Origin of the sequence: Pseudoalteromonas ulvae UL12 (assembly GCF_014925405.1) — a bacterium.
Classification (GTDB): Bacteria; Pseudomonadota; Gammaproteobacteria; order Enterobacterales; family Alteromonadaceae; genus Pseudoalteromonas; species Pseudoalteromonas ulvae.
In genome coordinates this window covers 87,111-105,372 of record NZ_AQHJ01000026.1, presented here as the reverse complement: position 1 = coordinate 105,372, position 18,262 = coordinate 87,111, and the positions used below count along the sequence as shown (strand labels likewise).

At 41.5% G+C, this 18,262-nt stretch carries 18 protein-coding genes; 17 read left to right on the top strand and 1 reads right to left on the bottom strand.

The annotated features are described in order from the left end of the window. Nucleotides 1-23: 23 nt before the first annotated feature. From PULV_RS07775 to PULV_RS07750, 6 genes are all read left to right on the top strand, one after another. On the top strand, nt 24-2,105 hold the full coding sequence (locus PULV_RS07775) for a TonB-dependent receptor plug domain-containing protein (RefSeq protein WP_193331392.1): 2,082 nt from the start codon (nt 24-26) through the stop codon (nt 2,103-2,105). A gap of 425 nt (nt 2,106-2,530) precedes the next feature. Further along, a complete protein-coding gene (locus PULV_RS07770; protein WP_193331391.1) occupies nt 2,531-3,214 on the top strand; it encodes a response regulator transcription factor in 684 nt (227 codons plus the stop codon). Beyond that, entirely contained in the window at nt 3,201-4,565 is a 1,365-nt protein-coding gene (locus PULV_RS07765) for a sensor histidine kinase (RefSeq protein ID WP_193331390.1), read from the top strand. Before PULV_RS07770 ends, PULV_RS07765 begins: the two co-directional genes overlap by 14 nt. Nucleotides 4,566-4,650: 85 nt before the next feature. Next, complete coding sequence (locus tag PULV_RS07760) at nt 4,651-5,355, top strand: TonB-dependent receptor plug domain-containing protein (RefSeq protein WP_193331389.1); 705 nt, start codon at nt 4,651-4,653, stop codon at nt 5,353-5,355. Further along, the gene (locus tag PULV_RS07755) at nt 5,337-6,680 is read left to right on the top strand and encodes a TonB-dependent receptor (protein WP_193331388.1); all 1,344 of its coding nucleotides are present in this window, start codon (nt 5,337-5,339) and stop codon (nt 6,678-6,680) included. The genes PULV_RS07760 and PULV_RS07755 overlap by 19 nt, the downstream gene beginning before the upstream one ends. 108 nt (nt 6,681-6,788) lie before the next feature. After that, a complete protein-coding gene (locus tag PULV_RS07750; RefSeq protein WP_193331387.1) occupies nt 6,789-7,271 on the top strand; it encodes an NYN domain-containing protein in 483 nt (160 codons plus the stop codon). 33 nt (nt 7,272-7,304) lie between these two features. Here PULV_RS07750 and PULV_RS07745 read toward each other — a convergent pair whose 3' ends face one another. Next, nucleotides 7,305-7,736, bottom strand: a complete 432-nt coding sequence (locus tag PULV_RS07745) for a CBS domain-containing protein (RefSeq protein ID WP_086742318.1) — start codon at nt 7,734-7,736, stop codon at nt 7,305-7,307. 412 nt (nt 7,737-8,148) lie between these two features. On the opposite strand from PULV_RS07745, the gene nagK reads away from it, so the two are divergent. The 11 genes from nagK to PULV_RS07690 all read left to right on the top strand — a co-directional run bounded on the left by nagK (nt 8,149) and on the right by PULV_RS07690 (nt 18,210). Beyond that, nucleotides 8,149-9,042: an N-acetylglucosamine kinase gene (nagK, locus tag PULV_RS07740; RefSeq protein WP_086742317.1), complete on the top strand. Its 894-nt coding sequence runs from the start codon at nt 8,149-8,151 to the stop codon at nt 9,040-9,042. Nucleotides 9,043-9,056: 14 nt separating this feature from the next. Next, the gene (gene nagA / locus PULV_RS07735; protein WP_193331386.1) at nt 9,057-10,181 is read left to right on the top strand and encodes an N-acetylglucosamine-6-phosphate deacetylase; all 1,125 of its coding nucleotides are present in this window, start codon (nt 9,057-9,059) and stop codon (nt 10,179-10,181) included. A gap of 76 nt (nt 10,182-10,257) precedes the next feature. After that, complete coding sequence (gene nagX, locus PULV_RS07730) at nt 10,258-11,394, top strand: transmembrane glucosamine N-acetyltransferase NagX (RefSeq protein WP_193331385.1); 1,137 nt, start codon at nt 10,258-10,260, stop codon at nt 11,392-11,394. Nucleotides 11,395-11,612: 218 nt separating this feature from the next. Then, nucleotides 11,613-12,407 carry a glucosamine-6-phosphate deaminase gene (gene nagB / locus PULV_RS07725; protein ID WP_193331384.1) on the top strand — a complete coding sequence of 265 codons (795 nt, stop codon included), beginning with the start codon at nt 11,613-11,615 and terminating at the stop codon, nt 12,405-12,407. Between the two features lie 123 nt (nt 12,408-12,530). Next, complete coding sequence (locus tag PULV_RS07720) at nt 12,531-12,875, top strand: winged helix-turn-helix transcriptional regulator (RefSeq protein WP_193331383.1); 345 nt, start codon at nt 12,531-12,533, stop codon at nt 12,873-12,875. After that, nucleotides 12,868-13,785, top strand: coding sequence for an NAD(+) diphosphatase (gene nudC, locus PULV_RS07715; RefSeq protein WP_193331382.1), 918 nt, complete (start codon nt 12,868-12,870; stop codon nt 13,783-13,785). Before PULV_RS07720 ends, nudC begins: the two co-directional genes overlap by 8 nt. A 22-nt stretch (nt 13,786-13,807) precedes the next feature. Next, entirely contained in the window at nt 13,808-14,992 is a 1,185-nt protein-coding gene (locus PULV_RS07710; RefSeq protein WP_193331381.1) for a cystathionine beta-lyase, read from the top strand. Between the two features lie 161 nt (nt 14,993-15,153). Continuing rightward, nucleotides 15,154-15,975: an ABC transporter permease subunit gene (locus tag PULV_RS07705; RefSeq protein WP_193331380.1), complete on the top strand. Its 822-nt coding sequence runs from the start codon at nt 15,154-15,156 to the stop codon at nt 15,973-15,975. Next, the gene (locus tag PULV_RS07700) at nt 15,972-16,874 is read left to right on the top strand and encodes an ABC transporter ATP-binding protein (protein ID WP_086742309.1); all 903 of its coding nucleotides are present in this window, start codon (nt 15,972-15,974) and stop codon (nt 16,872-16,874) included. Before PULV_RS07705 ends, PULV_RS07700 begins: the two co-directional genes overlap by 4 nt. A gap of 79 nt (nt 16,875-16,953) precedes the next feature. Continuing rightward, on the top strand, nt 16,954-17,328 hold the full coding sequence (locus PULV_RS07695) for a PH domain-containing protein (protein ID WP_086742308.1): 375 nt from the start codon (nt 16,954-16,956) through the stop codon (nt 17,326-17,328). 120 nt (nt 17,329-17,448) lie between these two features. Next, on the top strand, nt 17,449-18,210 hold the full coding sequence (locus PULV_RS07690) for a putative porin (protein WP_193331379.1): 762 nt from the start codon (nt 17,449-17,451) through the stop codon (nt 18,208-18,210). The last annotated feature ends 52 nt before the right edge of the window (nt 18,211-18,262 follow it).

Below are 18,262 nucleotides of genomic sequence, written 5' to 3'. Positions count from 1 at the left end.
GAATCTATAAAGGACTTTATCTCATGCGAGCGATTGCGTGTACACCTCTTGGTTTTGCCTGTTTAGCTTTATCCCCACAATATTTATATGCGGCTACTCCTGTCAGTCAGGATGCTAAAAATGAAGTAACGTCGGTTGAGCGGATTGAAGTGACTCATCGGCGTAGCTCGATTATGGCTGAAATCACCGAAGATGCGCAAAAGCTGGTGGCCATGCCAGGTGCGATGGGCGATCCATTGCAAGCTGCATTTGCATTACCTGGCGTAGTCGCGGCGGGTGGCTCGATGAGCGATCCTGCAGTACGCGGTTCGTCGCCAAGTGATAATTTATTTGAAGTGGATTTTATGCCTGCGGGTTATATTTTTCATGATTTTGGGATGTCGATTTTTAATCGTCATTTAATTCAAGACTTTAAACTCTACTCCGCAGGTTATGGCACTAGTTATAGCAACGCCACTGGCGCCGTTTTTGACGTTAATTTGCGTAATCCAAAATACCAACCAATAAAAACCACGCTGGATTTTACGATGTTTAATGCTGGGGTATTCCTCGAAGGTCAATTGAGTGAATCAACCGCTTTTTATTTCTCAGCTCGAAAAAGCACGTTACCGCTGTTTTTTGATGAAGGAGAAGAAGTTGAAGATGAGGATGGTGAATTAACCGGTATTACCATTAATGCAGCACCCGATGATAACGACTATCAAGGTAAGTTTTTGTGGGATGTGAACAGTCAAAACAGTGTTATTTTTTCATTCACTGGCGCACAAGATAAAGCGGGTGCTAATTTTAATCAACGCGCAGAACTTGCCTTAAAAAATCCTGAATATCAGGGAGATGCGGTTTTTGACCGTAACTTTAACAGCCAAAGTTTAATTTGGGATCATGCCAGCAAGCACGTCAGTGCTAAAGTAGGAGTGGGGATCTTAAATGAAACGGAACGCCTAGAATACGGCAAGGTTGCAACGTTAACCGATGGATTTTTTCAACAAGCTAAAGCACAGCAAATCAGCTATAAAGCGCGGGTCAATTATCATATTGATCAGGCGCATTCGGTTGTATTTGATGCCGCTTATTTTGATAGTGAATCAACGTATTCTTACGATATGTTTCAATATGTGTGTACTGAACTGGATCCTGATTGTGATTTGAATCGCGGTGAACGAATCAATGGTCATGATACTTTTGATACTGATAATTATTTTATTGCGATGAGTCATGTGTGGCAATTTCATCCGCGATGGCAATCAGAGGCCGGTTTGCAATGGCAAACCAATAAATATACTGATGAGTCCTTTTTATTACCGCGCATTTCGCTCAATTATTATGTCACTCAAGACAGCACGATCACGGCCAAATTTGGTCAATACAACCGCATGCAAGACTTAGATGTGATAGCTCCTGGGATTGGGAATCCTACATTGGATTCTCAGCGGGCCAATCATGCCACTGTGGGGTTTTCTCAGCATCTCGCGGATGATTGGAGTTGGTCGATTGAAGGGTATTATAAAACGATGGAGAACTTACCCTTAGCGCTTCAGGACTCTGAACTTTTATATAGCAATCAAGTAGAAGGGCAGGCGTATGGTGTGGACTTATTAATCAATAAGAACAAAACCGATAATTGGTATGGTTGGTTTGCCATCAGTTATGCCAAGAGTGAACGTACTGATTTGCAGCAAAATATTACCCGCGATTATTATGCCGATACCCCCTTAGTCGTCAACATGGTGTTTAACTATCAAATTAATGAGCGATGGAACGGCGGATTTAATTTTACGGCTCGTAGTGGACAAGCTTACACCCCCATTGTGGGTGTCAAAGAAAACCCTGATTATGCAGAGCGATATTTGCCTGTTTATGGCGAACCGTTTTCTGAGCGCTTTGATGTTTATCATCGCTTGGACATCCGATTTGAGCGTGATACCGACTTTTTTGGGCTCGATGCGCAGTTGATTTTGGAAGTGATGAATGTGTATGGTCAAGACAATACCAGTCATATCGACTTAGATTATCAAAAAGTTTCGAGCGTCAATGATTTGATTATCAAAGAAGAAACGGATGATTTTGAAATGCGACCGTCGATTGGCTTTAGCGTCAGTTTTTAACACGTTTACGTCACTTAAACTCAACAATGACGATAAGTGACGCGGATTTGTTTATTTTGGGTGAATGTTGTTCGAGATAAAAAACGGGTGAAGCACGGCGAGTGAATTGTCGTTTAGACACTTAAGCACAAGTTATTTAAGTACAAGTCACTTAACTAAGCAGCATCCGTTTTTTGAACTCTTCGGGATGGGGGATTATTGATTTTGATTACGTTATCGGCTTTTTGTGGAGCAACATTGCACTGCAAAGCCTTAACTTTGTCTAAATGAGCAATTATGCGCAGTAAAAACAACCTTTAAAGATCAACACTCTAGAATTGAGAGTACGAAAATAATATAATGAGAATTATTTTCATTTAATTATTTTCATTTAATTATTTTCATTTAATTATTTTCATTTAATTATTTTCATTTAATTATTTGCAATGACTTCCATACTCATTATTGAAGACGATCTGGCACTGAATGAGCAAATCAGTGCCTTACTTGCCCACAAAGGTTTTTCTGTCCATAGTGAGCACGATGGCTTAGAAGGCTTACATGTAGCAGAACGTCAATTTTTTAATCTGATTTTACTTGATGTGAAGTTGCCACGATTGATGGGCTATGAATTATTAGCTCAATTGCGCAAAACGCAGCAAACCCCGGTGATTATGCTCACTGCATTTGGTGCTGAAGAGCACCGTATTAAAGGTTTGAGTTTAGGCGCAGATGATTATTTATCAAAACCATTTAATATTGAAGAATTGCTGCTAAGAATTGATGCCATTTTGAGACGCACTAGCGCCCCTTTACCTCAGGCTCATGGGAATGCGCAAAGTGATATTTGTTTTAACGACACTCAGATGCTCGCACAGTATCGCCAAAAACATATTGAATTGACTCCAATTCAATTTAATCTGTTAAAAACCTTGGTAAAAAACAATAAATCTCCACTCAGTAAACAGTATTTATACCAACATGTACTCAAACGAGAATACAGCCAGTACGACCGAAGTTTAGACATGCATTTAAGTCGGGTCAGAAAAAAATGCGTGCAAGTGGGCATGCCTGCTCATTTCATTACAACCCTCCATGGTAAAGGCTATTGTTTTAATGCCGATACTTAACCTGCCGCGCAAAGTATGCCAGTCATTTTTATATAAACTGGGTTTAGTGGTCGTATTAGGCTCGTTATTATTATTTTTTGTGATTGATTTACTGGCAAATCATACTCAAACTCAAATGAGCTACATTGATGATGCTCATCAGCAAACGTTGCTTGATTATGCGCACCACGCGCAATCACTTTGGCGTTTAGGGGATGACATCGCACTGGCAAAGTATATCGAGCAGATTGAGCAGCAAGAATCGACCTGGGTGGCGATTGTTGAATCGGCTTTAATGTTAAAAGCGAATTCAACGTTATCTCAAGATTATATCGATACCTTCACGTTAGGGCGCGACGTGAGCTGGAAAATCCATTTGTATTTTGAGAACAATCCCGTCATGGGGATCCGTTTTGCAGACTCTGATACTCATTTTTTAATTCAACTCCCTGCTAGGATGCGTCCGGGCAACTATTGGCAATTGGCCTATTTAGCGCTGCAATTTTTACTGCCTATGCTGTTATTGAGTTTGTGTACTTTCTTTATTTACCAGTATGTTATGCGTCCTTTGCAGCAACTTAATCATTTCCACGCCCGATTTAGTCAAGGAGAACTATCACTGAGAATTGGTAAGGAAATGGCCAATACTGACAAAGAATTTCAATTGCTCGCGGCCTCGTTTGATCATATGGCCAATCAAATAGAGCACACTATTGTAAAACAAGATGATTTTATCGCTGATTTATCACATGAAGTGCGAACGCCTATCACACGAATAGAGACTGCCGTCGATTGCGCACTCAATAATATTCAACCAGAAGAAATGTTAAAGCGCATAAAAATGGATGTGAGTATTATGCGCCAGCTAGCAGAAGATACATTAACGTTAGCTTGGTTAGATACAGAACAACAGCAGATCCTAAGCAATGACGAAGTATTTGATTTAATCGATTTATTAGATGTGCTGTGCGAAAGTGCCAGATTTGAATTTACAGAAAAAGAGATACAGGTGGAGGCGCCAGATCAGTGTTTAATTACCAGCAATAGCCGTGCACTTGGCCAAGCCCTCGAAAATTTGATCCGTAATGGCCTTCGCTTTGCCACATTGCGCCTCACTATTTCAGTAAAAATAACCGATTGTGTCACCATTGATATTTGTGATGATGGCTGTGGGGTCACAGAAGCTGAACTTGCTCAACTCACTAAGCCTTTTTATCGGGCAAAACAAACCACAAACCATAAAGGGTTTGGATTAGGAATGACGTTGGCTATGAGGCAATTGACGTTTTTAAATGGGGCGATTTCGTTTAAAAACAACGAAAACAAACAAGGCTTAACCGTGTGTGTCACTTTGCCTCGGCAAGAAATGTAACAATTGTAAAAACGCTTTCAAATTGAATCACTTAACAAGATAATCTAATTGAGAATTATTTCTATTATCAAAAAGGTTAAATGCAATGCAATGCAATGCAATGCAATCCGGTTTTACTCCCACACTCTGTACAACAGCTATCGCTCTGGCATTAGGTTTCGTATCGCCGCACATAGCAGCTCAAGATAAGGGATCTGCTCGCAATAAAATGGAAGTCATTGAAGTACATGGCGTGGTCAGTGATGCCGATATGATTGTGGATCAGAATAATTTAGAAAAAATTCAAGCAAATGATCTCGCCGATATCTTTCGCAGCCTGCCAGAAGTGTCTGTCGGGGGCTCGAATCCTATCGCTCAAAAGATATATATCCGTGGTATTGAAGATACCATGTTGAATGTCTCGATTGATGGTGCACTCCAATCTGGCTATTTGTTTCACCACCAAGGGCGACTTGCACTTGAACCTGAATTGATTAAACAAGTGGATGTCGTCGCAGGCGCGGGTGATGCGACCTCAGGTTCTGGTGCATTGGGCGGAGCGTTACGGTTTACGACCAAGCAAGCGGATGACTTACTCAAAGCGGATGAAAATTTTGGTGCTTTAGTAAAACTGGGCTATTACAGCAATAGCGAAGGATTTAAAGCGAGCTCTACTTTTTATGGTCGCTTTAATACAGATTGGACTGGTTTGTTGACCTTAGCAAAACGCGATACAGATGACATGACCGATGGTCGTGGCAACACCTTGGATTACACGCCTCAGAGCAAGAAGTGGGATTTGCTAAACTAAATGGCCAACTGACGCAAAGCCAAGCTATCTCAATTAGCCATGACGTGCGCCAAGATGACGGTACTCGGTTATTGCGTGCACATTGGCACCCGAGCCGAAAAAACCCAGCAGTACCGCAGCAATCACAACGTGAAACGACCACCTTAAATTATGATTGGTCTCCACAAGAGAACCTTTTATTTGATGTATCACTGAATGTGTATGATACAAAAAACTACATTGAGCATACTCATGAAGGCGAGAATGGTACCCGTAATATTTACCATGCTGTATTCGAATCAACAGGATTTGATCTGAAAAATACCGCGCAACTTGACGCACACAAAATCATTGTTGGTCTGGATTATCGAACTGATGACGCCAAATTAGAAGATATCGGGACTGTTTATGATTTAGAAGGTAAAGAATCAGGGAGTGTGATTGGACTGTATGCGCAAGATTATTTTCAACTTACAGACGCATTACAGCTTAGTTATGGGGTGCGATTTGATGATTATTCTCTTGAAGATGATCGAGGCGTTAAGTTTGATTCAAATGGCTTTAGTCCTAACTTGAATGTAAGCTACCAGTTTAACGATAATTTGTCTTTGTATTCTGGATTTGCGCAAGCGTTACGTGGGCAAAAAGTGAAAGAGTTGTTTGTATTAGGTTATTATGAAAATGATGCGAACTTAAGCGAAGAAATAGCCAAAAATTATGAGGTTGGCTTTAAGTACATTGGTGATGCGCTAGTGTTAACTGGTGATGTGTTTGTTTCTTATATTGATGATGCTGTGTCAACATCGAAAAATAATGAACAGATTGAAAGCTCGATTTTAACCAATGTTGGTGATATTAAAAACGACGGATTTAATTTAAGTGCGCGTTATCATTTTGACCTTTTTTCAGCGAGCTTAGCGTTTGGTCGCAGTCAGCCGAAGTGGGAATCGCATATTAATGAACATTTAACCGGCTCGCCTTTAACTGATCAAGATTGGTCAATAGGGACAACGTCAGGGGATACCTGGACTGCTGCACTGCATTATTCACCGATGAGCGATCTTGAAATGACATGGCAGGCGCGTATTGTTTCTAGACTCACAGAAACTGGGGTTAATGTCTGGGACAATAGCCAACTGCCTGAAAAGCCAGGTTATGCTGTACATGATTTACAGGCGAAATGGTATCCATTTTCTGATGAATCCTTTACCGTTAACGCGGCTATAAAAAACATGTTTGATAAATATTACTTTGATCATGCATCGTACGGTAGCCTTGGGCCGATAGATACTGGGATTGCAGAAGCGGGCAGAGATGTGCGTATCACGCTTGCGTGGCAATTTTAGGCAATAAGTACCCAGTCGTGATGATTTAGGTTGTCACGACTGATTGTCTTTTGAGATACAAACCCGCTACACTTCAAGTCATTACGCTTTATCGAGTTTTTCTATTTCATGCAATTAACGCCCACACTCGCAATTTTTGTCGATGTACAAAATGTCTATTACACCTGCCGTCAAGCCTATAAACAAAACTTTGATTACAATCGGTTTTGGCAAGAAGTCACCCATGGTTACGAGGTGAAACATGCCTTTGCTTATGCAATCGGGCGCGATGATGAAAAGCAAAAACAGTTTCAGAATATATTACGAGCAATTGGCTTTGAAATTAAATTAAAACCGTTTATTCAGCGTGCGGATGGCTCAGCTAAAGGTGATTGGGATGTGGGGATCACTATCGATATGATGGACATTGCACAAAGTGTAGATAAGTTAGTTTTAGTTTCAGGGGATGGAGATTTTGCAATGTTATTGGACCGAATTAGTGAAAAATTTCAAAAACCCACCGATGTGTATGGGGTGCCGAGTCTCACCTCTGATATGTTGATCCGCAGTAGTGCACGTTTTATTGCCATTGATGACACCTTGCTATTATAAACAACAGTCATCAATGACTCACGCTCAGGTTTGCTAGACAAATCGGCCATGACCTTTTTCGTAAATTGCATGCAGATGGATATCGATTGCTTTGAGTACTTCAGTGCGACCAATTGTACCGAGTAAATGATTGTCTTTATCGACTACAGGATAAATTTTAGGTTTGTTTTCAGTCATTTCTTGAGCTAATTCAAAAATAGAATGCTCGGTATTAACGGTGAGAGTGTGAGTACTCATTATTTCTTTGACAGTAAAATACGATTCACTGAGATACGTATCGTGTAGCATGCGTTTAATGCAGTCTTGTTCAGAAAGGAAGCCGATTACTTGCTTGTCATCGTTTAAAACTGGGCCACCCGATTGATGCGACAATAATAAGCGTTCAGCTGCTTCTGCCACGGTCATAGAGGCTTTAAAAGTGACAGGCCGTTTATTGAGATAATCAATCACTTTGATAGATTCCATTGAGCACTCCAAAATTTAGCTATTTTTGATTGTTCGTCATTGTGTTATAAAAATACTCGTTCTTTTATAAGCGTAGCGGCTTTTTACGCTTTTGCTGTGCTAATTCATCGTGTGAACCTTGATATTTGTATATAAAGAGATACGACTAAATGCCAACATTGGGTGTTGGGCGTATCGGTGTTATAGTCAGAGTACACAGAGTGGGTGACTATAAATTCAAATCGATAATTTCTATTTAAATGAGAGTGTTAATATTGAGTATTGATTTGTTTTGGATTTTTTATAAAAAGTTAATGACAACGCTGTCATTATTTGTGTAACATTAAATCAACAATGGGTCGAGGGATATTAGACTCGGTAGCATAAAAAAAGCCGAAGCTGATAATAAAACAAGAGAGATTGAGGTCATTTGATGGTTGCAACAAGTGCAAATAAAGACCAGTTATACATAGGTATTGATGGTGGTGGAACTAAGTGTCGCGCGACAATTTATAGTCACGAACAAGGTGTTTTAGGCACCGGTCTTGGTGGACCTGCAAATCCGCTACATGGTTTAGATCGCACGTTAGAATCAATAATGGTGTCAACTCAATTGGCGATTGAAAATGCAGGCTTAAGCTTAAGCGAAGTCAATAATATGGTGGCTGGTTTAGGTTTGGCTGGGGTTAATTTACCCAGTTTGTACAAGCAAATTATCGAGTGGCATCACCCATTTAAAAAAATGTATCTCACTACAGATTTACACACTGCATGCATCGGTGCTCACGAAGGTGAAGATGGCGCGGTGATTATTACTGGCACAGGTTCGTGTGGTTTTTCTTATGTTGATGGCCAAAGCACGATTTTAGGTGGCCATGGGTTTGCTCAAGGTGATAAGGGCAGTGGTGCATGGATGGGGCTTGAAGCCGTTAAAGTGGCACTACTTGATTTAGATGATCTCGGCCCAAAATCAGCCATTACAGAGGCGGTTAAAGCACAATTACAGGCCGAAGATGCGATGGCGATTGCAGAAAAAATGGCAGGCAAACCTTCGAGTGTGTATGCGACTTTAGCGCGCAGAGTGTTTGAATGTGCTAACGCAGGTGATGACGTTGCCATTGCGATTGTTCAAGATGGCGCAGGATATATCAGTGATTTAGCAGCAAAACTATTAGAAAAAAATCCTCCTCGTTTGTCGATGATTGGTGGATTAGCTGAGCCGTTACAAGCTTGGCTTCGTCCTGAAATCGCAGCGCGAGTCGAGTCACCGAAACAGCCGCCAGAAATGGGCGCTGTTTATTATGCTGAAAAATCATTTTTGGTTTAATCAAGGAGCAATGAATGGATCAGGTCTTTCATGTCGAGCGTCTTTTTAATGGCGAATCATTTTTAGATTCCGTTACGCTAACGATTGCTGCAGGTAAAATTCAATCAATTGAAAACGGATTTATCGGTGAGGCTCCTGTGCTTACTGGCACGGTTGTGCCTGGGTTTATCGATGTTCAAGTGAACGGCGGCGGTGGGGCATTTTTTAATGCTGAGCAGACACCTGCGTGTTTAGATAAAATGGCCAAAGCGCATGGTCGTTTTGGTAGCACAGGCTTAATGCCAACTCTGATAACAGATAAAGTTGAGGTGATGCAAGCAGCCGCCGATGCAACCGCGCAAGCCTTAAATGATAATGTCCCAGGCGTGTTTGGTATTCATTTTGAAGGGCCGCATTTATCATTGCCTAAAAAAGGCACGCACAGTGAGCAGTATATTCGCCCGATTTCAGAAGTTGAATTTGCCGTGTATGCCCGAACTGATCTTGGTATCAAAATGGTGACGTTAGCGCCTGAAAATGTCTCTGTTGCAGATATTAAACGCTTAGTTTCTTATGGCGTAAAAGTATGCTTGGGCCATACCAATGCAGATTTTGAAACAACTCAAGCGGCATTGCTGGCCGGTGCAGACGGCTTTACTCATCTATTTAATGCGATGTCAGCCTTTACATCTCGCGAGCCGGGTGTGGTTGGCGCTGCCCTTTGGGATAACAACAGCTGGTGTGGTTTGATTGTAGATGGTCATCACGTCCATCCAACAGCCGCAAAATTGGCTATTCGCACAAAAGCACAAGGTAAAATCTTGCTTGTTACCGATGCGATGCCCCCAGTTGGCACTGATTTAACAGAGTTTGATTTCTTTGATGGTCGTAAAGTTATCCGCACTGGCGACCGCCTAAATTCGACTACAGGTGAACTGGCAGGTTCAGTACTTGATATGGCAAGTGCGGTGCGCAATACCGTTAATAGCCTGGATGTCTCCCTTGGTGAAAGCCTAAGAATGGCTTCTTTATACCCTGCGCAATATTTAGGTTTAAGTACTAAAAAAGGTCGATTATTAGTCGATTTTGACGCTGATTTTGTTGTGCTCGATAACACACTGCATGCGACACACACTTACATCGCAGGTCAGCTCATTTGATACCCGTTCCTGGAATAAAAAACCCCGTTTAGCAATAGGCGGGGCTTTTTTGTTTTTAAGCATAAGAGAAATAACAATGACAATAACTCAAGAAAAACCACAAAAACGCCGTTTAGCGTCGTTGGATGCCTTACGCGGCATGGATATGTTTTGGATACTGGGTGGGGAGAAAATCTTTGCTGCGTTATTCATTTTAACAGGCTGGACCGGATGGCAAGTCGCTCATGGTCAAACGTTGCATAGTAATTGGCATGGCTTTACATTTTACGATTTGATTTTTCCGTTATTTATATTTTTAGCGGGCGTTGCGATGGGGTTATCACCTAAGCGCATTGATCATCTGCCATTTTCTGAACGTCGAGTTTATTACGCCAAAGCTTTGAAACGATTGTTTTTATTAGCGGGTTTTGGGGTTTTGTACAATCATGGTTGGGGAACTGGCATACCATTTAACTTAGACGAAATCCGTTATGCCAGTGTGTTAGGGCGAATTGCTGTCGCGTGGTTTATTTGTGCCATGTTAGTGTGGCACACCAGTCTTCGTACACAGATAATCACAGCGGTGTCGTTATTGTTAGGATACTGGATTTTATTGTGCTTTATTCCGGTGCCAGGTGGACAAGCGGGGCAGTTAACGATGGCCGGTACGTGGAATGCATGGGTTGATCAGCATTTATTGCCGGGTATCAGTTATCAAAATCGCGCCACGGATCCTGAAGGTTTATTATCGAATGTCCCTGCAGTGGTAAATGCACTTATGGGGGTATTTGCTGGTCGACTGATAGCTAAAGCCAATGAGCTTGGTGAGTGGAAAACTGTGGGGTATTTATTTGCGGCTGGTTTAGTCAGTTTAGCTTGTGGTTGGGCGTGGAACCTGATCTTTCCTGTTAATAAAGATCTATGGACCAGCTCATTTGTTTTAGTGACCGTAGGCTGGAGCTTGCTGTTTTTAGCCAGTTTTTATGCTGTGGTTGATTTACTCAATACACAAAAATATTTTTATCCATTTGTCATTATTGGCGCCAACTCAATTATTATTTATTTAGCATCGAGCTTGGTTAAATGGGAATACATCGCACAAAGTGTATTTGGTGGCGTAATCAGTGCAGGTAGTGAGTCATGGCAGCCTATTTTATCCGTTATTGCGTTATTAACGGTGCAATTACTCGTACTGCATTGGCTCTACAAACGTAAAATTTTGATTAGTGTTTAAGCTCTTTTTAGGCTGAAATAAACACAAACATGTAAAAAAAATCGTTAATGGTCTTTACAAAAAAGATCATTAACGCAATAATGACAGCGTTGTCATAATGGTTTGAACCTATTGTCGTTTTATCCCGATTAGGTTTTGATCTATGGTTAATCCAACTGCACGGACGGGTTAATCATAGATCCCATTTTTTCCTCAACTCCTAACTCGAGCCAAGTCATATGCAAATAGTCATCCTGAAAGACGCTGCAGAGGTTGCACAATATGGTGCACAAATCTTTGCTGATCAAATTAATAAAAAAGCAGACTCAGTAATAGGATTAGCGACAGGCTCAACGCCGGTTGCTTTGTATCAAAATCTGATCAGCCGCCAACAAGCGGGCGAAGTGAGCTTTGCAAATGTCACCAGTTTTAATCTTGACGAATACTTGGGTTTAACGGGCGATCATCCACAAAGCTATCGCTTTTTCATGAATGAACAACTGTTTGATCATGTCGATATCAATAAAGCCAATACCTTTGTACCGCCTGGTGATGCAAAAAATCCTCTTACAGCGTGCAAAGAATACGAAGATAAAATCGTTGCTGCGGGTGGCATTGATGTGCAACTGCTCGGCATTGGTCGTAATGGCCACATTGGGTTTAATGAACCGTCATCAGGACTAACATCTCGTACCCGCGTAAAAACGCTGACTAAAGAAACGATTGATGACAATGCGCGCTTTTTTGCTGCCGACGAATATCAACCACACCTCTCGATTACGATGGGGATTGGCACTATTTTAGATTCGCGCAAAGTGGTATTACTGGCGACGGGTGAAAATAAGGCTGACGCTGTACAAGCGATGGTCGAAGGCCCATTAACCGCTTCTTGCCCGGCATCTGCATTACAAATGCATAAACATGCGGTTATCGTGATTGATGAAGCAGCAGCCAGCAAATTAGCGGATGTTGATTTTTACAAACATATTGAAGCTGAAAACCAAAAGTTATTGGCACAATTAGCAGCATTATAAGCCGCTTTAAGTATAAAAAAAGGCCGAAAGGTCTTTTTTTATACTTATTTTGCTACATATTGTGTAGCAAAATAAGAGGGGCTTTGTTAGGCTGATGCTCTTATTAATTGGCAGGAGTGTGTGATGGGGTTACCGATCCCAGGACAAGCCGTGCGAGGCTCGAAAACAGGCAAGCCAATTATGGCTTTGTTTGACTTATTGGGCCGTACTTGGAGCCTAGGTATTGTCTGGCAATTGCGCCATGAACATGCCACGTTCAGACAATTGCAGCTGCGCTGCGAAGTTATTTCCCCGACTTTACTTAATTCTCGGTTAAAAGAGCTGATTGCGCTGCAATTGGTGATGAAAACATCGCAGGGCTATGGTTTGTCGGCCCATGGTTCAGAGCTTGCAAAGTTAATTGAGCCTATGGCTGATTGGTCACAGCAGTGGGCCTCTATGCTTACAACAAGGAGTGCAGATGTTTAATTATGCGCAAATGAATTTAGATCGCGCCAGCCAGCAGCGAAAAGATGCCACATGGATTAAAGAAAAAAAACAGGCAGACAGTAAATGGATACTTACGTATCAAGACAAAAATTTATTTCTGATTGATGAGGCTGAGCCGGTATTTTTATCTCGTCAGCAATTAGGCGCGCTTGATACTGAAAATGCCATTTTTTTAGGCCATCAAGATGAAGAATACTTTTTTGCCTTGGATGTGAGCGATTGTGATGAAGCCACATTAAAAGCCATTGGTTATTTTGGAGAGTTTGTTGATTTAAGACGCTATGGTGGTGCTATTTTTGGTGAACAAGCATCGATTTTGGCTCTATCTCGTGGTGTGTGTTATTGGCATCGGACTCACCGTTATTGTGGTCGATGTGGCGCTCAAAACCGCTTAGCAGAGGCTGGCCACGCAAGACGCTGTACGAATAAAACATGTCATCATTTAACCTTTCCGCGCACTGATCCCGCTGTTATCATGTTGGTGACAAAGGTATTTGATGATGGCATTGAACGTTGCTTACTCGGTCGTCAAAAAAATTGGCCAACAGGCGCGTTATCGACCTTGGCTGGCTTTGTTGATCCGGGCGAAACCCTTGAGCAAGCGGTTGTCAGGGAGGTGATGGAAGAAGCGGGTATTGTTGTTTCTCATACCCAGTATTTGGCGTCTCAACCTTGGCCTTTTCCGTCATCGATTATGCTGGGTTTTATTGCAACAGCGAGCTCGCAGACCATTAAAGTAGACCAAGATGAACTTGAATATGCCCAGTGGTTTACCAAGGTTCAATTAGATAGTTTTGCCCAGTGGGGTGAAGAGACAGATGAATTTAAGTTACCTCGTAAGGATTCGATTTCGCGCTTTTTAATCGAACAGTGGCGCCAACAAGATTAATATGCACATGTCTTGACGTGTAATGGAGACAAAAATGAAAAAAGATACACAGATTGTTTCAACCGGTAGAAAAAAAGAATACACCCATGGCGTTGTGAATCCGGTGGTGCAACGCGCTTCAACCATAGTATTTGATTCGGTTGCACAGATGAAAGAAGCGGTTAAAAATCGCGCGAATAAAACGTTATTTTACGGTCGTCGTGGCACCACCACTCATTTTGCACTGCAAGATGCGATTACTGAACTCGAAAATGGTGCAGGCTGTGCGCTTTATCCTTCGGGTGCCGCTGCGATTAGTAACGCAATTATTTCATTTGTGAAAAGTGGTGATCATATCTTAATGGTCGATACCGCGTACGAACCGACCCGTGATTTTTGCCGCGTGATTTTGAATAACATGGGTGTTGAAACCACGTATTATGATCCGCTTATAGGTGAGGGAATACGTGACCTGATCCGCCCAAATACCCGCTTGTTGTTTCTCGAATCGCCAGGCTCTATTTCAATGGAAGTCCAAGATGTTCCGTTGCTAAGCCGCATTGCTCATGAACATAACATGGTGGTGATGTTAGATAATACCTATGGTAATGGTTATCATTTTAAGCCGCTGGATTTTGGGGTTGATATTAGTATTCAAGCTGCGACTAAATATATTGTTGGTCACTCTGATGTGATGATGGGGGTTGCGGTTGCAAATGAAGAGCACTGGCCACAATTGCGTGAAAACTCTTATTTAATGGGGCAGTGCACCTCGGCAGATGATGCTTATTTAGCGCTCAGAGGGTTACGAACTTTGTCTGTTCGCCTTCAACAACACGAAAAAAGTGCTTTAAAAATTGCCAATTGGCTCAGTACTCATCCGCTAATTGATCACGTTCGCCATCCTGCACTTGAGACGTGTCCGGGTCATGAATATTTCAAACGCGATTTTTCTGGCTGTAATGGCTTGTTTTCATTTGTGATGAAAGCAGGCAATCAAGCGGCGATTAATGCCTTACTTGATGGCTTAGATCATTTCAAAATGGGTTATTCGTGGGGAGGATTTGAATCCCTTATTACCGCCAATATGGGACTGCAAGGACTACGAAGTGCAACGGGGTGGCAACATGGCCCGATTATTCGGATCCATGTAGGTTTAGAAGATTGTGATGATCTTTTAGCTGATCTTGAGCAAGGTCTTCAACAGTATCAGGCATATTTAGAATAAATAACGCAGTGCTGTGAGTATGAGCTAGTTTGATAAAAGAGCCTGCGCGAGCAGGCTTTTTTACATTAAAAAGGAACAAAAAATACTTTTTAACAAATAAAGGCTCGCTTTCGTTCTAGGCAATGTTTAGTCTGTATTTATAATTAATAAAGAGAAACAATATGTTAATACAACAGAGTATTAGCCGCGCTTGGTGTTTGGCAACATTTGAGATGGTCCGGCTATTTTTTACTAAACGGGGTTTATTGGCACTTGCTGCGTTTGCAACTGTGTGGTTTGTGATTTTGCGCTACCCAGTCAACTCGGCAGTATCAATCGTGTCGTCAGAAGATTTCCGTCAAATGGCGATGCAAATGTTCGGTGTGTTGGGACTCTCCGAGTTACTGACGTGGAAAGTACCCGAATTGGCAATTTATTGGTTGGTGGCGTTGTATTCTTTTCCTGTTTTTGCCTTGTTTGCAGCCAGTGATCAGACATGTTCAGATCGGACGCGAGGCACGTTACGTTTTATTACTTTACGTTCAACCCGTAATGAAGTTGTTTTTGGTCGGTTTATCGGTCAGTTATTGATAGTGACCGCATTGATTGCACTGACTTTATTGGCAACAGTGGCGATGGCGACCTATCGTGAAAGCGCTCTGTTTTTACCCGGCCTATCAAAAGCGGCTTTATTATTTAAAGAGTTGGTATTAGCTGTGTTGCCATTTATTGCTTTGATGGCGTTTTTAAATAGTTTTATTCGCTCGTCAAAATTAGCCATTGTCATGTGTGTACTGTTTTATGGGGTTGGCAGTGCCTTAATTGCGATACTCAGCCACTACCTTCCTTATTCGGAATACTTGTTTTATATCTATCCGGGCTTTCAATTAAACGACGTCATTGGGCAGCAAAGTTTCTCTGTTTCTAACTATGTGACTCCATTAATTCAAACAGTCTGTTACTTGGCAGCAGCGAGCTATGTTATGAAAAGGAGTGCATTATGAGCCAACTAATTACTGTATCAGGCCTTAATCATTTCTTTGGGGCTAAACAGGCGCTTAAAGAAGTCAGTTTTGAAATTCAGGCAGGGCAACCGGTTGCTTTGGTCGGGCCTAATGGAGCAGGAAAAACAACACTATTTAGTATTCTATGTGGTTATTTACAGGCAAGCTCTGGACACGTTGAGATACTCGGTCATCAAGCAGGTAGTGCCGCATTATTTGGTCAATTAGCGGCATTACCTCAAGATGCGGTGCTGGATCCGCGTTTTTCAATCGCCCATCAACTGACTTTTTATGGGCGCTTACAAGGCTTGAGCGCAAAACAAAGTAAGGACGAGGCGCTCAGAACTCTTGAGCTTGTTGGACTTAGTGAGGCATTGAATGAAAAGCCCGCGGCGCTGTCGCATGGTATGCGCAAGCGAGTGAGTATCGCACAAACTCTGATTGGCTCGCCTAAAATAGTCATGCTTGATGAAGCAACCGCGGGGCTTGATCCCTTGCATGCTCGAGAAATTCGTCAGTTAGTGGCTGATTTATCACAAGATATTACATTCATTTTGAGCTCTCATGATTTAACTGAACTTGAGCGTTTATGCCAGCAAGTGTTGTATCTTGAGTTGGGACAAATGCATCAACATCAAACATTAGCAAGCGATGCAACACAGGGCTTTTTAACGTTATCGATGAGCCAAAAACAGCCTGAGTTAATTACTCACCTTGAAGCAATGGCAGAAGTTAGCTCGGTCACTATGCCGCAAGATCGTGAGTATTTAATCAGCCTTGCTCCTAATGTGTTATGCCATGAAGCTGATATTAAAATTTTACAAGTTTGTCATCAAAATCAATGGCGATATCGCAGTTTGGTTAATGGGAAAACACTAGAAAATCAGTTGTTTGAATAAATAATAGTGGCGTGGCTTGTCGAGTAATTGTGGCAAGCTACACTCTACTGGTCATGAACAAATTACACAGGAGAAGCACATGGGTTTATTAAGTGGATTAATGGGTAATGCCAGTGAAGTCGATCAGGATGATTTAGATTCATTACTTAACGACACGCTAGTCGATGGTGAGTCTGTACAAAAGGCCTATAAAGTCATTCGTGATATGTTCATTTTTACCAACAAACGCCTTATTTTAATTGATAAACAGGGTGTGACGGGTTCAAAAGTGGAGATGCTTACCATCCCTTACAGTAAAATCACCAAATTTAGTAAAGAAAGTGCAGGGCATTTTGACTTAGACGCAGAGCTTAAAATTTGGATTGGCTCAGAGCCACAGCCATTGGTCAAAGAGTTTAAAGCTGGTGATAATATCAACGATGTCTACCGTGTACTAGGGCAATTTGTTTTATAAAGTCACAACACAAATCAGTAGTAAGCCTTTAATTATCTTGGTTTATTACTGATTTTTTATTGTTATTATCAGCAGTACGGGTAACAATAATACCGCGTACTATATACAGGAAAAAATAGAATGAAAAAGTTGCTTGCGCTTGCTTGTATTACTAGTGCACAGGTAGTTGTTGCTGCCGATTATCAGACCTTTGCTAGCTTAAGTTACCTTGACAGTAAAACCTCTGGTTACGATGGGTTTGTACTTAATGCAACTCACTACTTCGCAGCACAAACAACGGGCGGAGTGATGGATGAATTTGGTTACCTTGATACGGATTCAAAAATATTTGCTGAGCTGAATAATTTAGGTTCGGACGAATTAGTATCGGTTGGCGGTGAGTATTTTTATAATGAAAACTTTTTCGTCAATGGCTCGTATGCGCGTTACGATGACTCAGATGCAAACAGCATAGGTTTAGGTTATTTACTCAATGATAATTTAAAACTGAGTGTATTTCGTTTTGACAGTGATAATGCAGATGAACAATTTCACATTAATGCCTCTTACAGCCATCAATTAAGCGGCAAAGATTATATAGGTGTCACATTTGATAGTGATACGGATTTTGATGTGCAGCAGATCTCAGCTCGTTATTTTATGGCTTTGACTGAGCAACAATATTTAGCACTGAATGCCTCTGTTTATCATTCTGAAGACGATGATATTTTGAGCGCTGAAGCGAATTATTATTTTAACCCTGCAATGTCTTTGGGGGTTGGGGTCAGTGATTCGCAGTGGTTAGTTAAAACAAAAATGTACATCGATAACAACATTGCGGTTTTTGCCAGTTATCAAGATCAGCAAGAGCTGTTTCAGATTGGTGTATCAGGTCAATACTAATCGTTTTTTGGTCTTTTATTACAAAAAAGCTCGTTCAATTATGAACGAGCTT

Excerpts from the sequence above, each read along its gene's own strand:
- PULV_RS07695 (WP_086742308.1), top strand. The coding sequence starts at position 16,954 with ATGGGTTTATTAAGTGGATTAATGGGTAATGCCAGTGAAGTCGATCAG.
- PULV_RS07705 (WP_193331380.1), top strand. The coding sequence starts at position 15,154 with ATGTTAATACAACAGAGTATTAGCCGCGCTTGGTGTTTGGCAACATTT.
- PULV_RS07760 (WP_193331389.1), top strand. The coding sequence starts at position 4,651 with ATGCAATGCAATGCAATGCAATCCGGTTTTACTCCCACACTCTGTACA.
- PULV_RS07770 (WP_193331391.1), top strand. The coding sequence starts at position 2,531 with ATGACTTCCATACTCATTATTGAAGACGATCTGGCACTGAATGAGCAA.
- PULV_RS07765 (WP_193331390.1), top strand. The coding sequence starts at position 3,201 with ATGCCGATACTTAACCTGCCGCGCAAAGTATGCCAGTCATTTTTATAT.
- PULV_RS07700 (WP_086742309.1), top strand. The coding sequence starts at position 15,972 with ATGAGCCAACTAATTACTGTATCAGGCCTTAATCATTTCTTTGGGGCT.
- nagA (WP_193331386.1), top strand. The coding sequence starts at position 9,057 with ATGGATCAGGTCTTTCATGTCGAGCGTCTTTTTAATGGCGAATCATTT.
- nudC (WP_193331382.1), top strand. The coding sequence starts at position 12,868 with ATGTTTAATTATGCGCAAATGAATTTAGATCGCGCCAGCCAGCAGCGA.
- PULV_RS07720 (WP_193331383.1), top strand. The coding sequence starts at position 12,531 with ATGGGGTTACCGATCCCAGGACAAGCCGTGCGAGGCTCGAAAACAGGC.
- PULV_RS07775 (WP_193331392.1), top strand. The coding sequence starts at position 24 with ATGCGAGCGATTGCGTGTACACCTCTTGGTTTTGCCTGTTTAGCTTTA.
- PULV_RS07745 (WP_086742318.1), bottom strand. The coding sequence starts at position 7,736 with ATGGAATCTATCAAAGTGATTGATTATCTCAATAAACGGCCTGTCACT.
- nagK (WP_086742317.1), top strand. The coding sequence starts at position 8,149 with ATGGTTGCAACAAGTGCAAATAAAGACCAGTTATACATAGGTATTGAT.
- PULV_RS07750 (WP_193331387.1), top strand. The coding sequence starts at position 6,789 with ATGCAATTAACGCCCACACTCGCAATTTTTGTCGATGTACAAAATGTC.
- nagX (WP_193331385.1), top strand. The coding sequence starts at position 10,258 with ATGACAATAACTCAAGAAAAACCACAAAAACGCCGTTTAGCGTCGTTG.
- nagB (WP_193331384.1), top strand. The coding sequence starts at position 11,613 with ATGCAAATAGTCATCCTGAAAGACGCTGCAGAGGTTGCACAATATGGT.
- PULV_RS07690 (WP_193331379.1), top strand. The coding sequence starts at position 17,449 with ATGAAAAAGTTGCTTGCGCTTGCTTGTATTACTAGTGCACAGGTAGTT.
- PULV_RS07710 (WP_193331381.1), top strand. The coding sequence starts at position 13,808 with ATGGAGACAAAAATGAAAAAAGATACACAGATTGTTTCAACCGGTAGA.